The sequence below is a fragment of the Chloracidobacterium sp. genome, from assembly GCA_016711345.1.
Classification (GTDB): Bacteria; Acidobacteriota; Blastocatellia; order Pyrinomonadales; family Pyrinomonadaceae; genus OLB17.
Map to the genome: position 1 here is coordinate 174,359 of JADJTD010000001.1, position 15,460 is coordinate 189,818.

The following is a 15,460-nucleotide window of genomic DNA, read 5'->3' on the forward strand; positions in this document are numbered from 1 at the left end:
TGTAATTAAGGGCCACATCTTCAAAACCCTGAATAAAATCACTTTCATTCAGGCTTGAAAATCCCTCTCAATTCGCGGGAGAAATATGTTTGGGGAAACAAGATCAGGTCATTTGTGAGAAAGAGCTCTTAAACACTTTTGTAGATAGGCGAACGTTAGCGGTGCCCGGCTCTCAAGTTGAGCCCGTCCTGTCCCGAGTCCGTCCGCAGGAATAACAATGATCTGTTCAGCCTTCGAAATTTTGTGAAATAGGACGTCGAATGCATAGTCGATCGCCGCTTTGTTTTGCTCGAATTCTAAATCCGTAAAGAACGCGCCGTCTCGACTGCTCGGGAATTTTTTGGTCGGTATCCCGACGCAATTCGGTTCGCCCCGCATGGCCGCAGCCTGGCCGCCGAAGCCCATTCCGGCGAGGTTGTCACCGAACAGGAATATGCGATTGCGATTGGCTCTTACAAACTCTCTGGAGATCCGTTTCATTCTTACGACTCGATATCGCATAGCTGCCGATCCTGATTCAAAAAGGAATGCCGCCTAAAGAGGGTTCTCTCTAGGCGGCAGTTAGAGTTTGAATTGGTGATTGATCAGTATGCGGCAGCCTGCTGAAGTTCCGACGGTGCGTTCTGTGGCAGTTGCATTGCAGTTCCGTCTCCTTCCTCATCTCGTCGGCCCGACAGGAATTGGAACTCCTGAAGCACGATCTCTGCTCCCGCCTGCGGAGATTCGTTCTGATCCACCCACGGGTTAAAGGTCAGACGGCCCTGAACGTAAAGACGACTGCCTTTTCGCACGTAGCGAGCAAGTGTCTCCGCTTGCTTTCCGAATGCCGTCACGCGGAACCAGTCTGTCTTCTCGACACGTCCCTCCGCGCCGTTCCTGAATGAATTCGAGGCCATTGAAAAGCTCGCCACGAGGGTGCCGTTGTCCGTGATCTTTGTTTCCGGGGTCTTCCCCAAGTTGCCGATGATCGAAATATTTGCTGACATTTTCTTAATTCTCCTGTGTGATTAAATTTCCGAGGATCACGATTAGTGAAGCCTTCGAACCTTCTCTGAAGGCATATCTTATCTGCCGCTGGTTATTTGTTTTTGTTTATCGAGTATTTGATGGGGGCCGGTAAGACTTTGAGATTCGCGGCAGCGTTCTAATGGCCGAAAGGCGATATCGAACATTAGTTGCAGGAGCCGCTCTGAGGGTTATACCAGAGTCTGGAGAGAATAGAACGCTTGCGCACAACGTAATACACTAATCGCCAAGAACCAGGTGGAAATAGGCGATACCGTGTCTTCCATCGTAGTATAGAATCAATTCATTTTCGGACTGAAATGATTTCAACGACCACTCTTCTGTTGGGTCGTCATAATAGTCCGTTTTGAAATGATACTGATTTTGTTCCCTTAGAATAATCACTATTTCGAGATTCGAGTCTTCACCGTCTACTTCGCGCAACTCGAATCTGCTTGTTCCCAGTTGATCGTTTATGGTAAGCGTCTCCGAAACTAATTCATAGACATATGCACGGTTGTCGTAGACCCAAGTAGCTTTTATATTCTTGATCGTAGACATTTTCATATTTTCTACCTCATCGAACCCCGTTTAATAATCATTCACTGCAGTTACGAAGTGCCGGTTCCTTCATTTCCGTCTCATTTGTAGTTTACGATGATTTTGCTTTTCGGGAGATTTCGCATTTGTGTAATCGAACAGGACGAGCGCTCATCCTACTGCCTGTGGCTCGATGTCGAGTTGATCATCTTTCGGGGGTTAGTGGTTCGAGTGGTGTCGGCGAATAGAGTTTACGGGCTACCAGCCCACCTGGAAGTGGTTCAAGAATATCCATTTTGGTGCAAAAACAAACCGAGGCTGGCGTGTTTATGCACCAATCAATGAGCGATACGCTTTAGTTTCTTTATCAATCCGGAACGGCTAATCCCCAACTGTTGTGCCGCACGTGTTTGATTGTTGTTATTGATCGCGAGTGCACTTCTGAGAAGATCTTGTTCGATGCGTTCAAGATACAATTCCATTCTATCGCCCGGCATGAAATCACGAACGGGACTCGACGGTGACATGGGAGACTGCCCTTCTAAATATGAGGTATTGCCCAAACGCTGCGTGATGATTTCCTTTGTGAGAGTTGTTGATTTTACAGTCCCCCCACCCTCCGACGCTGTTAAGATTGCGTCCGGTGGCATTACACTTAACTCCAACAGCGTCTTGTACGGAAACATTCTTGCACCATCGGGTACAGTCACAATAAACAACCTTATGATCGGAACCATGGCAGCAGAACGATTGACCATCAACAGTACCGGTGTTCTAAGAAATTCGCCCTAGACCAAGGAAAGGAATTGTAATTCTCGCACGCATATTCAGTAAAAATATGAATACGTTAAAAAAAACCGGTGGAGTAATCTTTGGCGCACTGTTTACGGGATGTGCTTTGGCGACCCTGCTATATTTTCCCGGAAAAAACGATCACTCGTCTACAGGTCTTGGCCCCGCAAGCGATTGGGCTTGGCTTGGCTTGATCGTTGGTGGAGTCTTAGGAATCGTAATTGGAGGAATTTCGGGAGCAGTTGTAGTCGGTTTTCAGTTAGGAATCTTGAAAGCAACCCTCTTTGGACTTATTCTCAATCTTATTCTTGCTGTTATTGCTTTCTCTATCCTTGAAAATAACTTTCTCGTCCTGGTTCTCATTATTGTGGGAGCTGTAAACGGGGCAGTTGTCTCGTTTATTGGTGTTGAAAGAACGCGAGGCGACGCTTTCCTTAAATAGGTGATAAGGAGACGGACCAGACGTTCGAATGCGTCGGCCAATGATTTTGGACAATGAATCTGAGAAGAATTGTGAATGGTTCAGAAGTGTTCGTTTTGGTGCGAAAACAAACCAAGGCTGGATTATTTTTGCACCAGTCAGTAAGCAATGCGATTTAATCTCTTTATCAATCCGTTACTGCCTAATCCCTAACTGCTGAGCTAGATCGACTTTGATTGTTGTTATTGATTGCGAGGTCTGAGCAGATCTTGTTCCATTCCCTGAAGATACAATTCGATCCCATCGCCGGCATAAACCCAGAGACAGAGTGTGATCAGGTTGCGCGGCACACATCTTGCATCAGGCTAAACACCGAGCAAACACAGATCGAGAAATTCGAGACGTGCTAGATAATTTTTGTTTACATTTACGCGTCGTAAGTTGTATAACAGTCAATACTTAAGCAGAACAGGAGCTAGATGGCTGGTTGGAAAGCACGTGACTTTTCAAACCTTTGAAAAAGCGTCTCAACGAATACTACCCGTTTCCGAGAAGATCGCTGAATGACGCATTGGCTAACTATAAATCTTGTCGTAAACGAGTTTGGTAAAGGGAAAATAGTTGTGGATAACCCGATCCTTTCCGAGTTACAAACCTCACCAGGCGACCCACCGCGTGTGTCGGATAGCGCGCTTGATCGGGAGGGCTTTTTTGCAGAATCGTTAAAACTGATTCGCAAAGTAGTAGCTGGTCGAAGATCCGTTCTGGCCGATGACGCTCCTGATATTTCGCAGGAGTCTGCGTTAAGGCTTTGGAAGTGGCTCACGAAGTTTGAGGACAGGGGCTCACGAATGGCAGAAGCCGATTGGAAGTCCTTCACCGCGCGTACTGCTCACAACGAAGTAAATCGAAACCTCTCAAATCGAAACAAACGGATAGAGACTTCTCTCGACGATACCGAAGCACTCGGTGCTGAGCTAGATGCTTCGTCCGCAGAGACTTTTGTTTTGGTCAAAACGGTCTGGCAAGGTATTTGCAAGCTGAGTCTTTATCAACGCCAAGCGCTTATTTTCAATTCGGTAGATCTCGTGCTTTATCTTTTCCAATTTGGAATCGAAGAGGATGAACTGTTAGCAAAGCTCGAACTCACAAAGGAGTCTTGGGAAAGTATTTCAACACGAATGCCTCTAACCGATATTGAAATCGCTGAGATAGCAAACCCGAATTCGGCCAATGGCCAAAGATCGACAACCGCAGGCGCGGTTAAGAAGGCGAGATTTGACGCTCGCAAGAGACTTAAGGAGTTGATGAAATAAATGAATCAAGATCACTTATCAGCTGCTGAGGTCGCCATGTTTCGGGAAGATAGTTTTTCTTCCCGATCGATCGAGATCGGCCGACATCTCCTCGCCTGCAAAGAATGTCGAGCGAAACTGCCATCAGTAACTCCGCAGGAGTTCCGGGACTGTGTTCTCGGTGCCGACATCCCTCGATTGGATGAATCTGAACAAGAATACCGATTTCTCAATTTACCGGTACTGTCCTTTGCAAGAGTAGGGGCCTTTGCGGGATTCGCAGTTTTACTCCTGGCGGGGATCTATTTTGTGGGCGTTCAGGGGTTAAATTCGTCCGGGGATATCGTTGTAAGAAGCAATGAACCTCCAATAGAAACAGTCTTTGAAGTGAAGCCGGAAGGCTCAGTCGATGGCACAACTTCCGGCGAGCGAGGCCATGCGGCCACAAGACCAACGATTCCAACAGACGTAACGACTACGCCGTCGAATCTAAAGACGAGTCAAGTAACGACCAGAAAGGTCGTGACCAAAGTGCCGGAAATTCGAAACTCAGAAACTCGCGGGAATCTACCGTGTGGAGACCAAAGATCTGTCGGTCTTGAAGCCAGACTTACCGAAACAGGTCTGCTGCTAAGATGGAACAAAGTCCGTGGAACAGTCAAACTCAATGTCTACCTGTCTGACCTCGAAGAAAAGCTGATAGACCATTTTGAGACTGTTGACCGAACTTCCCATTTGGTTTCAGCGAAACTTGATAATGAAACTGTCTATAGCCTGCGCCTGATCGTCACCCTTGAAAGCGGGGAAAGGATTGTAAGCGAATCGCAGAATTTCAAGGTCGGCGATTTAACAAACAACGCGAAATCAGGCGGTGCCGTTACTGTCCAAAAGAAGACAGCGGCAACAGTTCGCTGCGTGGAGGCAAAGCCATGAACCAGTACATTCACAATATGATTAGATACGAAGTCGCCTCGTCGTCGATCCCCGTCACTTTTATTGCAACATTTGTACTGCTTTCGATTGTTTTTTTGTCTGTCATTTCAGCATCTGGTCAGGTGACCGACGAATTTCCGGTACCACCTACGTTTGCTATCGAGGGAATTCCAACGATAAAGAACGCAGATGTTGAACACCTCTTTTTCGATCCTTCGGAAGTAAGGAGCAACCTAATCTGGGACGTTGACCGGAAGAATCGCTCGATACTGGTAACCGATGAAAAGTCGTATATTTATCGGCTCGATTCGGCGATGGGAAAACCGCAAAACCTGATCGACGGCCGTTCCCCGAATATGGTTCGCGTAAGCCCGAAAGGTGGAGTATTCGCCTTCATCGACGATAAGGAAGATGCAGACAACTTTGAATTGCATCTTCGGGATGAAAATGGAAATATGCGCAAGCTTTCCTCATTTTCAGGCAAGGATGAGTCTGTGGAATCATTTGTTTGGGATGAATCTGGAAAGACGATCTTTTATGCGCAGACGGATTACGAGAAAAAAACAACCCGACTATGCAGCCACGACCTGTTAAAGATTACCTGCTACGACGTTGACCTGAAGGGCATCTGGAATGTCCTTGACTCGGGGAAAAACCAGGTGCTTCTTAAATATTGGAAATCGTCCAGTAACCAGAGCCTGTATATTTACGACCTGAATTCGAAAAAGCTGAACACCGTCGAGGATAAAGGTAACTCGACAAGAGGATTTTTCGGTCAAGGACGAGTGTTCTGGCTTTCCCAAGGGTCAGCGGAATGCGGTTCAGAGCCCTGTCTTGCCTCGATGGATCTTAAGAACGGAGCCAGGAGCCGGATAAGCTTGCCCAATGGAATCGTGAATCTGCAGGACGTAAAGATTTCACCGGATAAAAAATCTTTCTTAATTCAGGAGATGCGGGATGGGATTGACAACATGCGCATCGGCAGGTTAGTGAAGAACACGATCACTGAGACAGTGCCACCTTTCATTCGCGGCTCATATGTTATCTGGAACACCCGATGGCTTTCAAATACGGAGATTGTCTACACAACTGAGAATATTGCTAAGCCAGCCTCAATAGAGGTATTCGACATCTCGTCCAAACGAACTACGTCCTGGACAAAAGAGAGGATACCAGCCCGGTTTGACAACAAGGTGCGTGGACCAGAAGTAATAAAGTGGAAGTCCTTCGATGGCCTCGAAATATCAGGCTATATGATCAAGCCCCAACGAATTGAGGGAAGATCGCCAGTACTTATCTTTGTCCACGGCGGGCCGCAAGTCATCGATCGGCCGGTATTCAATTCGCAGGCGCTGAGATTCGCGACACATCTTGGACTTACGATCATACACACCAATATTCGCGGATCGAGAGGCTTTGGAATCGAGTTCATGGATGCCGATAATGGCCCCAAAAGGCGTGACGCGGTGAAGGACATCTCGGCTTTGCTGGACTGGGTCGAAAAACAACCTGAGCTTGACAGCGACAGGATAGTTGTCCGCGGTGAGAGTTACGGCGGCTTTGTTGCTCTTGCCTCAGGGTTGCTGGAACCACGGCGGGTAAAAGCCGTCATAGCCGAATACCCGTTGGTTTCAATTAGGGGCTTACTTTCCCAAAGTTCTATTGACGACTTCTCGATCAACGAATACGGCGATCCGAAGAACGACAAACTAATGAAAGAACTTGACGATCTTTCTCCATTAAACAACGTTGATCGCTGGAGTAGTGCTCCGTTATTTATGACTAGGGGAAAGCTGGATTCAAGAAATCCCGAGAAAAACGTTCTCGACCTCAAGTCCCAACTACAGAAAAAGGGGAACGAAGTTTGGTTCATATACGCAAAAGAAGCAGGACACGGCGTGGCCGGTCGTTACGTAACTACAGCGATGTATGAGTTTTTGAGGCAACAACTAAACAAAAAAGGAGAAAACAAATGAAGAGAATTAAATCACTTGGCTTAATGCTGGTGCTTTCGATATGTCTGGTCGGCAACATCTTTGCGACGGGACCGCTTATAGCGGGTACTGCTGGGGCCGCTCCGGGAGTCCTCACGTTCGTCTTGGAACAGGTCCTATCGGCATTCGGCGGTGAAAGCTGCCCCTTCCGAATATGCCAGAACTGTCGTCCGAATACTGAGGGCGGTGATAACGGCAACGGTGACTGCCGCCCTCGAGATAACTAAATGGACCAGAGCTTTTCGAAAGGGTGTTTACTTGGATTAGCACTAGCAAGCCGGTCAATATTCACCGGCTTGCTACTTTTACTTCTCGCGGCCCTTGGAATCCAAGGTCAATCAAATGCCCTTTCGCCTTTACGAATTTTCTTCAACAACGGACAATTCGACGAGGTAGTGAGCCAAGCCCCTGAAGCTCTTCTGAAAGCACGCAAGAACGGAACAGTGGCGACCTCTTCCGAAATTAACGTAGTTTATGCTCTGGCCCTGATGCGGCTGGAGAGGTATGAAGTGGCGGCGACGGTTCTCGAAGAAGCCTTGGCAGACGCTGAAATCTCAAGACAGCCTCGCAGAATTGCGGCAGCGTATCTGGCTAAGGCCACGCATTTCCGTACCCAGCGGGACTTTCCATCTGCGATAAAGTCCGCCCGCAGCGCGATCGTAGCTGCTCCTTCAGATCCGCAAATCAAGGTCGAATATCATCTCGCCATCGGCCGGATAATGTACTCGTCCGGGTACGACGTGGCTGCGATCATCTGGCTTGAAAAAGCCGAGAAACTGGCTAGCGGCCTCCCTATATCCGCGCACCTCGATGTCCTTGGACATTTAAGCCTCGCGTGGGCATCGAAATTCAATTATGCAAGAGCGATAGAGTACGGAGAAAGACTGGTCAAGATCAGCGAGAAAACCGAATTCAAATTCCGTCACCGCCTCGCACTCTACGAGTTCGGAGGGCTTCTAAGTGCAGTGGCTCAGGAGCGAAGAGCAAAGCAAATGCGTGAAACTGGCCTGAGACTCGCGTTAGCAGCCAACGACGAATATCAGAGTTGTCTCTTTCTCACTTCGCTTATACTCACTTCCCTATACGACGGTGACGTAAAGAGCGCCGAAAAGCATCTCACTACACTTGACCGCGTTGATCGGAAAAAAAGATTTCAATTTGAATCGATCCTGGGAAAGGCGGTTATCGCCGGCCTACAAGGACGAACTGAGGTGTCCGAGCAAGGTTTCAAGGAACTCGAAACGCTGAAGGCTCATTCCGAGTACATTGTTCCGCACTGGAAGGCAATCCTCGCCGAAAGAAGGAAAGACTGGGCCGGATTGATCAAACAAATGAAGGTCCTAGAGGAGATCACCGAGGAAGGTAACTTTCGTGAGGATCTGCCGGGCGTTTACTTTAGTCTAGCCAAGGGATACTGGCAATTAAAAGAACAGGAAGTGGCTATTGAGTACGCAAAGCGCTCAGCAGCGATCATCGAAAGTGATCGACCGACAGAAGACACCATGTTGTCGTTGTCGATGCTGGAGACTTACCATTCCGTTTACAGGTTGATGGCAGAAATAGAAGATAGCAGAGACCACGCAACTGCCGCTTTAGAACTTGCCGATTACTCGAAGGCTCGTGTGCTTCGTGATCGCATCGAGAATTCGGCTCTTCGACGTAAAGCCGATCTGGATATCGAGATCCGCAAACTTGTGGAGGTTCTCTCAACTCAATTAGTTGATGGCGGGAACGTGCGAGAGGAATTGGCGGGTATTGAGAAATCCGTAGCTCTTTCTTTACCTCAAACCGCAACTAAACGAAAACTCGATCGGGATTTGCTCAACAATAAGAATCTACTTCATGACACCGCGATTGTCTCATACTTTTTCAATCCCGGTGGCCAGTTGCGAGCGTATGTAATCGAGGACCGAAAACCAGTCCGCTCGGTCGAATTGTCGCTTTCAGAGAGGGAGGCTGGTCTGATTGCACAATCCATCCGCACAAAGATTCGCGATAGGATCTTCTTCAAGAATGACGGAAAAGAAATCTATGACAAACTTCTTGCTCCATTGTCGCTGAATGCGAACCATATCGTGATCGTACCGGACAAAGTCTTGTGGAAGATTCCGTTCCATGCATTAAGCCATGATGGTGAATCTTATCTGATCGAAGATCGAACCGTAACCTACTCTCCGTCTGTGTCAATGCTTCTGAACGAACTTCGGCAGCCGGCTCCAATCCGAAAAACCGTTCAGGTTTTTGCTAATGATTCATTTGAAGACCGTCATTTGGTATACGTTAATCGCGAAGCCACGAAAGTCGCAGGCATTTTCGGCTCGAAGCCTTTTTTCGGTGCGACACGAAAGCAGTTCCTTGGCTCTGCCGGTGACTCCGACATTTTACACTTCTCGATGCACGCACAACTCAACCCGGATGAACCGCTGGAGTCTTTTTTAGCGTTTAAGGCGAACGGCAAGGATCCGGGGCGTATCACCGTGCAAGACCTTCTAAGCATTCGTCTCAAAAAGCAGAACCTCACGTTTCTCGCCTCGTGCGAAACGAGCAATGTGCTTAACGGTGAAGGACTCGTAAGTATCGCATGGGCGCTTCTGGGATCGGGAAGTTCGTCGGTGATATCTGCACAGTGGGAGGCGAACGACCGGTCAACTGAGCTGTTTACCCAAAAATTCTACGAGCATTATCGTGAGGGGAGTTCGACAGCGAAGGCTTTACAGGCTGCATCTTTATCAATGATCCAAAACAAATCAGCTGGATCGCACGAGCCTTATTTCTGGGCGGCTTTCTTTCTTCTAGGCGACTATCGCTAACGGTGTGACGCAGGGGACACTCAAGCGCTCAAACGCATCAGAAAGCGGCCGTTTCGGTGACACAGAATAAATCATCAGGCGTTCATCAACCCTTCCACTGGGCATCGTCTAGTTTCTGGTTGTTTCTAATTGTTTCCGATAGTTCACTCCAGACGCCTCCCATCTTTTTGAAAGATTTCTGACCTTCGGACAACGACCTGCTCGGAATTGGAACATCTAGGCACACCACCTTGCGACATCTTCCGTTGTTTAACTTCTTTGTTTGCATTACCATAGCAGATAAACTCCGATCGGCTAAATCGTTATTCAAAAAACTCGCACATGGAAATTATTGATAATATTAATCAACTTCTCGGTGAAAACCTTAAGCAAACGATCAAACCGGGATCAAAATTGAAAATTGCTGCGTCATGCTTCTCGATATACGCCTTTGAAGCATTAAGAAAGGAACTTGAAACGGTTGATTCGGTGGAATTTGTCTTCACGTCACCAACCTTTGTTCCCGATGAAGTTACAGACAAGATTAGAAAAGAGCGACGAGAATTTCACATTCCAAAACTTGAACGAGAACGCGACTTCTATGGCAGCGAGTTTGAAATTCAACTCAAAAATAAACTAACTCAGCGGGCAATTGCCAAAGAATGTGCTGATTGGATACGTCGAAAAGCTAAATTTCGGTCGAATCGGAGCAAGGCAGCAATGCAGCAGTTCGCGTGTGTGGTAGACGGCGAATCTGAAGCTGTTTATATGCCACTTCACGGATTCACGGCGGTCGATCTCGGTTACGAGCAAGGCAACGCGGTATCGAACATCGTGAATAAATTTGATGAGTCTTTGTACACGAATACCTATCTGAGTCTCTTTGACCAGATTTGGAACGACACGGACAAACTCGAAGACGTCACCTCTAGGCTTCGCGAACATATCGCCTCGGTCTATAAGGAAAACTCGCCGGAACGAATCTATTTCCTGATGCTTTTTAATATCTTCAATGAGTTTCTTGAAGATTTGAACGAAGATGTTTTGCCAAACGATCTGACGGGTTATCAGGACAGCTTGGTTTGGAACAAGTTATTTAATTTCCAAAAAGATGCGGCGACCGGGATCATAAACAAGCTCGAAACCTTTAGCGGCTGTATCTTAGCAGACAGCGTTGGTCTTGGTAAAACGTTCTCGGCCCTCGCTGTTGTCAAATACTACGAGCTTCGCAATCGATCCGTATTGGTTCTATGCCCAAAAAAACTCGCGGAAAACTGGACGAATTATAAAGGCAATTTAACGACCAACATTTTTGCCAAAGATCGGTTCAACTACGATGTTCTTTGTCACACGGATTTACAGCGCACAAGCGGCTATTCGCTGGGCTTGCCGTTAAACAAGATCAATTGGGGAAACTACGATCTAGTCGTCATTGATGAGTCGCACAATTTTCGGACAAACGAAGCATTCAAGGAGCGAGAAACTCGGTACCAAAAATTGATGAATTCGGTCATCAAGCAGGGTGTCAAGACCAAGGTTCTCATGCTGTCGGCGACCCCGGTAAATAATAGGTTTGCTGATCTGCGCAATCAGCTCGCTTTGGCTTACGAAGGCGAATCCGAGAACCTTAGCCGAAATCTGAAAACGGAACGGAGTGTCGAGGAAATATTTCGCCGTGCCCAGTCGGCGTTCAACGTATGGTCAAAACTCCCGCCTGAGGAACGAACGCCTGAGGCCATAATGAAATCGCTGGATTTCGATTTTTTTGAACTGCTCGACAGCGTGACCATCGCGAGGTCGCGTAAGCATATTGAGAAATATTACGACACCAGCGACATTGGCAGCTTTCCCGAACGCCGACACCCCATATCACATCACTGTCCGTTGACGAGTCGGGATGACGTTATCGGTTTCAACGAGATATTCGGCCAGCTTACACTGATGAAGCTCGCGGTGTATGCTCCGATTCTTTACATTCTCGATAGTCGGCTCGCGAAATACGAGGCAATGTACGACACCGAAGTCCACGAGGGGAAGAGCAAATTTAGACAGGCGGATCGAGAAAAGAGTCTTCAGGCACTGATGACGATCAATCTGCTCAAGCGGCTCGAAAGCTCAGTCGAGGCGTTTCGTTTGACCTTGAAAAAGCTCAAGGCAAACCATCTTCGCACACTTGGTCAAATCGAGGCCTTTCAACAAGGCGGCAAGGACTTGAGCATCACTGATGTCTCGATGGCTTATGAAGATGCCGAACCTGAGGACGACGATTTCCCAGACGCCGAAGACGAAGAAATGCAAATCGGCGGCAAGGTTCAAATCAGTCTTTCCGATATGGATCTTCCGCGTTGGGAGCATGACCTAAAGGCAGACCTCGACATAATCGAATATCTGATCGAGGAAATGGAAAAGGTCTCACCCAGCGACGATTCAAAGCTCCAGCACCTGAAAGTTGAACTTGAGAGTAAACTGACCTCGCCGATCAATCCAGGAAACAAAAAGGTTCTGCTTTTTACCGCCTTTGCAGATACGGCAAATTATCTCTACGAGCATGTTGCGAGCCATTTTCTTATTAAGCACGGCCTGCACACGGCTAAGGTCACCGGCGGGGATAGCCCAAAATCCACGCTCGAAAAGCATTACGATTTCCAGTCGATTCTCACGCTGTTCTCACCGCGGTCAAAAGAGAGGGCGGCTATCTTACCTGGCGAACCGCGTGAGATTGATTTTCTTATCGGCACGGATTGTATTTCGGAAGGGCAAAATCTTCAGGACTGCGATTATCTAATCAATTACGACATACATTGGAATCCGGTGCGGATCATTCAGCGCTTTGGACGCATTGATCGAATCGGTTCGCAGAACGAGAGTATCCAGTTAGTGAATTACTGGCCTGATATTACGCTTGACGAATATATCAACCTCAAAGAGCGTGTCGAAAACCGGATGGTCATCGCGGACGTGACCGCAACCGGTGACGACAACCCATTGAGCGCCAAAGCAAACGATCTTTCGTATCGAAAAGAACAGCTTCGGCGACTTCAGGAAGAGGTCATCGAGATGGAGGATCTCAAAACTGGGGTTTCCATTACAGATCTCGGCCTTAATGATTTCCGTATGGATCTGCTCAACTACGTGAAGGTAAATTCCGACCTTGGGGGCCTGCCGAATGGATTGCATGCAGTCGTTCCGCCAAATGACAACGGCTTAAATCCAGGTGCTATTTTTGCCCTTCGCAATCGTAATCAGGGTGTTCGGATCGCCCTTCATAATCGCCTGCATCCGTATTATCTGGTCTACGTCGGAAACGACGGCGAAGTGATAACCGACCACACGGAAGTTAAACGCCTTCTCGATATGGTTCGCAATGCTTGTTCAGGCAAAAAGGAACCGATTGCCGACGTTTGTAAGATATTCAATCAGGCAACCGATGACGGGCGCAATATGGAGCCATATTCCGAGTTGCTGGGCAAGGCCATCAACTCCATCATCGATATAAAAGAAGATAGCGACCTCGATAGCTTGTTTACTGTAGGCAAAACGACGGCTCTCGTAGAAACCGTGTCGGGCCTTGACGATTTTGAGCTTATCGCGTTTGTCGTTGTTCAAAAGGAGGGGTAGCTGAATGTTATTCTCCTATCCCCAACAATCAGAGTTCGGACGCGTTGTCCCGAAGAGTAAAATCTACGAACACGCGCGGCCTTCAGCGGCGTTGCGTGATAAATTTGTAAAGCAGATAGACAAGATAGTCTGGCAATACAAGCTGTCGCCCGAAACGGTCAATCTCCGAGCAAAAAAGGATGTTCCCGAGATCGAGATTTTCTCGATTACGCTAAGAACCCCGGAGGTTCGGGAAGAGGTCTTACGTTGCATCGATACGGCAATACCATTCCCGATCGTCTATGAGCTAATTTTTGAGGGGCAGATTAAAACAAAGGCTGCGTTCAAACGTCCAAGTGAGGGTGACTCGAATAAATGGGTAACGGACATTTATTTTGAAAGCGGTTGGCAAAAGGAAAGTGCTCGACGCGAGACTTTGCCCGTAGCTTTAGATCTTGGTTTATTGTACGAACAAATGCTTCGCAGGTTGATGCCTTTGCCTAGGAAAGCAGGCGAAGATATTAGGGCACAGGTGCAACGGCTTTCTGAAATTCGGAGTAAAGAAAATGAGGCTGCGAAGATAGAAGCTCGAATGCAGAAGGAAAAGCAGTTCAATCGCAAGGTCGAGTTAAATAGCATCCTGCGAGAACTTCGAACGGCTATAGACAAACTGGAACGATATGCTGACTAAATCTGATTTTCAGAGATTCCTGACTTGCAAGAATGAGTACTGGCTTGACCACCATTTTCCTGAGGAGAAAAGTGAGCCGTCGCTCGATTATCAACTCCGCCGGGAAGCTGGTTATGAGGTTGAGGGTTTAGCTACGACTCTGGCCGGCTTCAAAGACCGCAATGATGTTACCGTCGACTTTGGTACGGAATTTCAGACCGACACCTTATACGCCAAGGCCGACATCGTACTTACCGATAAAGTTACCGAGGAGATTGAGATATATGAGGTCAAGTCTGGGACAAAGGCCAAAGAAGAGTATCAGATAGATCTGACTTTCCAGTGCGTTGTGGCTGAAAAGGCTGGTTTTAACGTCAGAAAAGGTCACCTTATTTTTCTCGACAACTCATATGTATTCAATGGTGAGTTGGATGTTCAAAGCCTATTAACTAGCTCCGACGAGACTGAGTTCGTAAGCCAGAATAAAGGCTCCATAGAGCAGCAGATCGAGATCGCTACCGCAGCCTTGGACGAAACAGAGCCAGCCGCGAGTCTCATCGGATACTGCAAAGCCAATAAGCTAGGTTGCCGGTTCATTTTGAGGCATTATCCAGACATTCCCGAATACAATGTTTCCAATCTCTTCAATGCTGGTTCGAAGAAACTTAACACCCTCCTAACAGACGGCATACTGAATTTAACTGACATACCAACTGACTTTGCCTTGACCGATCGTGAGGCGGCGATAGTTGCAGTCGAGCGTTCCGGACAGCCATATATCGATAAGGAAACTATCAAAGGCGAGATCGACGGTCTCACGTTTCCGTTAAATTTTCTTGACTACGAGAGCTTCAATCCCGCGGTGCCGAAGTTTAAGAGCACTCGACCTTACCAGCAAATGGTGTTTCAGTATTCCCTCCACACAATCGATGAGCCGGGAGCCGAAACAAGGCATTCATATCATCTATCGAGAAATGATGGGCGCCATCCTACAGAGGAGATTGTCGAGCGTCTTCACGAAGATCTTAATGGACGAACTGGCACCATTATTATTTGGAGCGAAGGCTTTGAAAAAACACGCAATACAGAAATGGGTGAGATGTTTCCGGACTATGCTCCGTTTCTAGAAAAGCTCAATGAGAATGTTTACGATCTTCGAAAGATTTTCTCGCGACGTTTATACATGCACCCTCGCTTTCGCGGTCGGGACTCGATAAAAAAGGTGCTTCCCGTGATTACAGACCTTTCGTACGAAGGAATGGATATTGCTGATGGCCTGACGGCCTCTATTAAGTGGTATCACGCGGCGACCGGTCGCGGAACGCAGGAAGAGCGAGACAAAACCTTTCGTGACCTTGAGGCCTATTGCCATCGCGATACGCTCGCGATGGTCGAGATATACAATCACTTGTTGACGACCTGAT

General features: G+C 47.6%; 13 protein-coding genes. 9 read left to right on the forward strand and 4 right to left on the reverse strand.

Translation table 11 applies throughout. The features are described from left to right. Positions 1-108: 108 nt before the first annotated feature. The 4 genes from IPL32_00825 to IPL32_00840 form a co-directional block, all read right to left on the reverse strand. Entirely contained in the window at positions 109-480 is a 372-nt protein-coding gene (locus IPL32_00825) for a hypothetical protein (protein ID MBK8464350.1), read from the reverse strand. Positions 481-584: 104 nt separating this feature from the next. Next, positions 585-986, reverse strand: a complete 402-nt coding sequence (locus IPL32_00830) for a single-stranded DNA-binding protein (protein MBK8464351.1) — start codon at positions 984-986, stop codon at positions 585-587. A gap of 259 nt (positions 987-1,245) precedes the next feature. Further along, entirely contained in the window at positions 1,246-1,566 is a 321-nt protein-coding gene (locus IPL32_00835) for a hypothetical protein (protein ID MBK8464352.1), read from the reverse strand. 317 nt (positions 1,567-1,883) lie between these two features. Beyond that, positions 1,884-2,195 (reverse strand): hypothetical protein, encoded by a 312-nt coding sequence (locus tag IPL32_00840; GenBank protein MBK8464353.1) that lies wholly within the window; start codon positions 2,193-2,195, stop codon positions 1,884-1,886. A 188-nt stretch (positions 2,196-2,383) separates the two neighbouring features. Here IPL32_00840 and IPL32_00845 point away from each other — a divergent pair, with 188 nt between their 5' ends. From IPL32_00845 to IPL32_00885, 9 genes are all read left to right on the forward strand, one after another. Next, positions 2,384-2,779: a hypothetical protein gene (locus IPL32_00845; protein MBK8464354.1), complete on the forward strand. Its 396-nt coding sequence runs from the start codon at positions 2,384-2,386 to the stop codon at positions 2,777-2,779. A gap of 542 nt (positions 2,780-3,321) precedes the next feature. Continuing rightward, a complete protein-coding gene (locus IPL32_00850) occupies positions 3,322-4,074 on the forward strand; it encodes a sigma-70 family RNA polymerase sigma factor (protein ID MBK8464355.1) in 753 nt (250 codons plus the stop codon). Further along, on the forward strand, positions 4,075-4,986 hold the full coding sequence (locus tag IPL32_00855; GenBank protein ID MBK8464356.1) for a hypothetical protein: 912 nt from the start codon (positions 4,075-4,077) through the stop codon (positions 4,984-4,986). A gap of 17 nt (positions 4,987-5,003) precedes the next feature. Further along, positions 5,004-6,962 (forward strand): S9 family peptidase, encoded by a 1,959-nt coding sequence (locus IPL32_00860; GenBank protein MBK8464357.1) that lies wholly within the window; start codon positions 5,004-5,006, stop codon positions 6,960-6,962. Next, positions 6,959-7,207: a hypothetical protein gene (locus IPL32_00865; GenBank protein ID MBK8464358.1), complete on the forward strand. Its 249-nt coding sequence runs from the start codon at positions 6,959-6,961 to the stop codon at positions 7,205-7,207. The genes IPL32_00860 and IPL32_00865 overlap by 4 nt, the downstream gene beginning before the upstream one ends. Before the next feature lie 168 nt (positions 7,208-7,375). Beyond that, positions 7,376-9,790, forward strand: coding sequence for a CHAT domain-containing protein (locus tag IPL32_00870; GenBank protein ID MBK8464359.1), 2,415 nt, complete (start codon positions 7,376-7,378; stop codon positions 9,788-9,790). Between the two features lie 321 nt (positions 9,791-10,111). Continuing rightward, a complete protein-coding gene (locus IPL32_00875) occupies positions 10,112-13,387 on the forward strand; it encodes a DEAD/DEAH box helicase family protein (protein ID MBK8464360.1) in 3,276 nt (1,091 codons plus the stop codon). Positions 13,388-13,391: 4 nt separating this feature from the next. Next, a complete protein-coding gene (locus IPL32_00880) occupies positions 13,392-14,057 on the forward strand; it encodes a DUF4391 domain-containing protein (GenBank protein MBK8464361.1) in 666 nt (221 codons plus the stop codon). After that, positions 14,047-15,459: a DUF2779 domain-containing protein gene (locus IPL32_00885; GenBank protein MBK8464362.1), complete on the forward strand. Its 1,413-nt coding sequence runs from the start codon at positions 14,047-14,049 to the stop codon at positions 15,457-15,459. The genes IPL32_00880 and IPL32_00885 overlap by 11 nt, the downstream gene beginning before the upstream one ends. Position 15,460 lies beyond the last annotated feature (1 nt).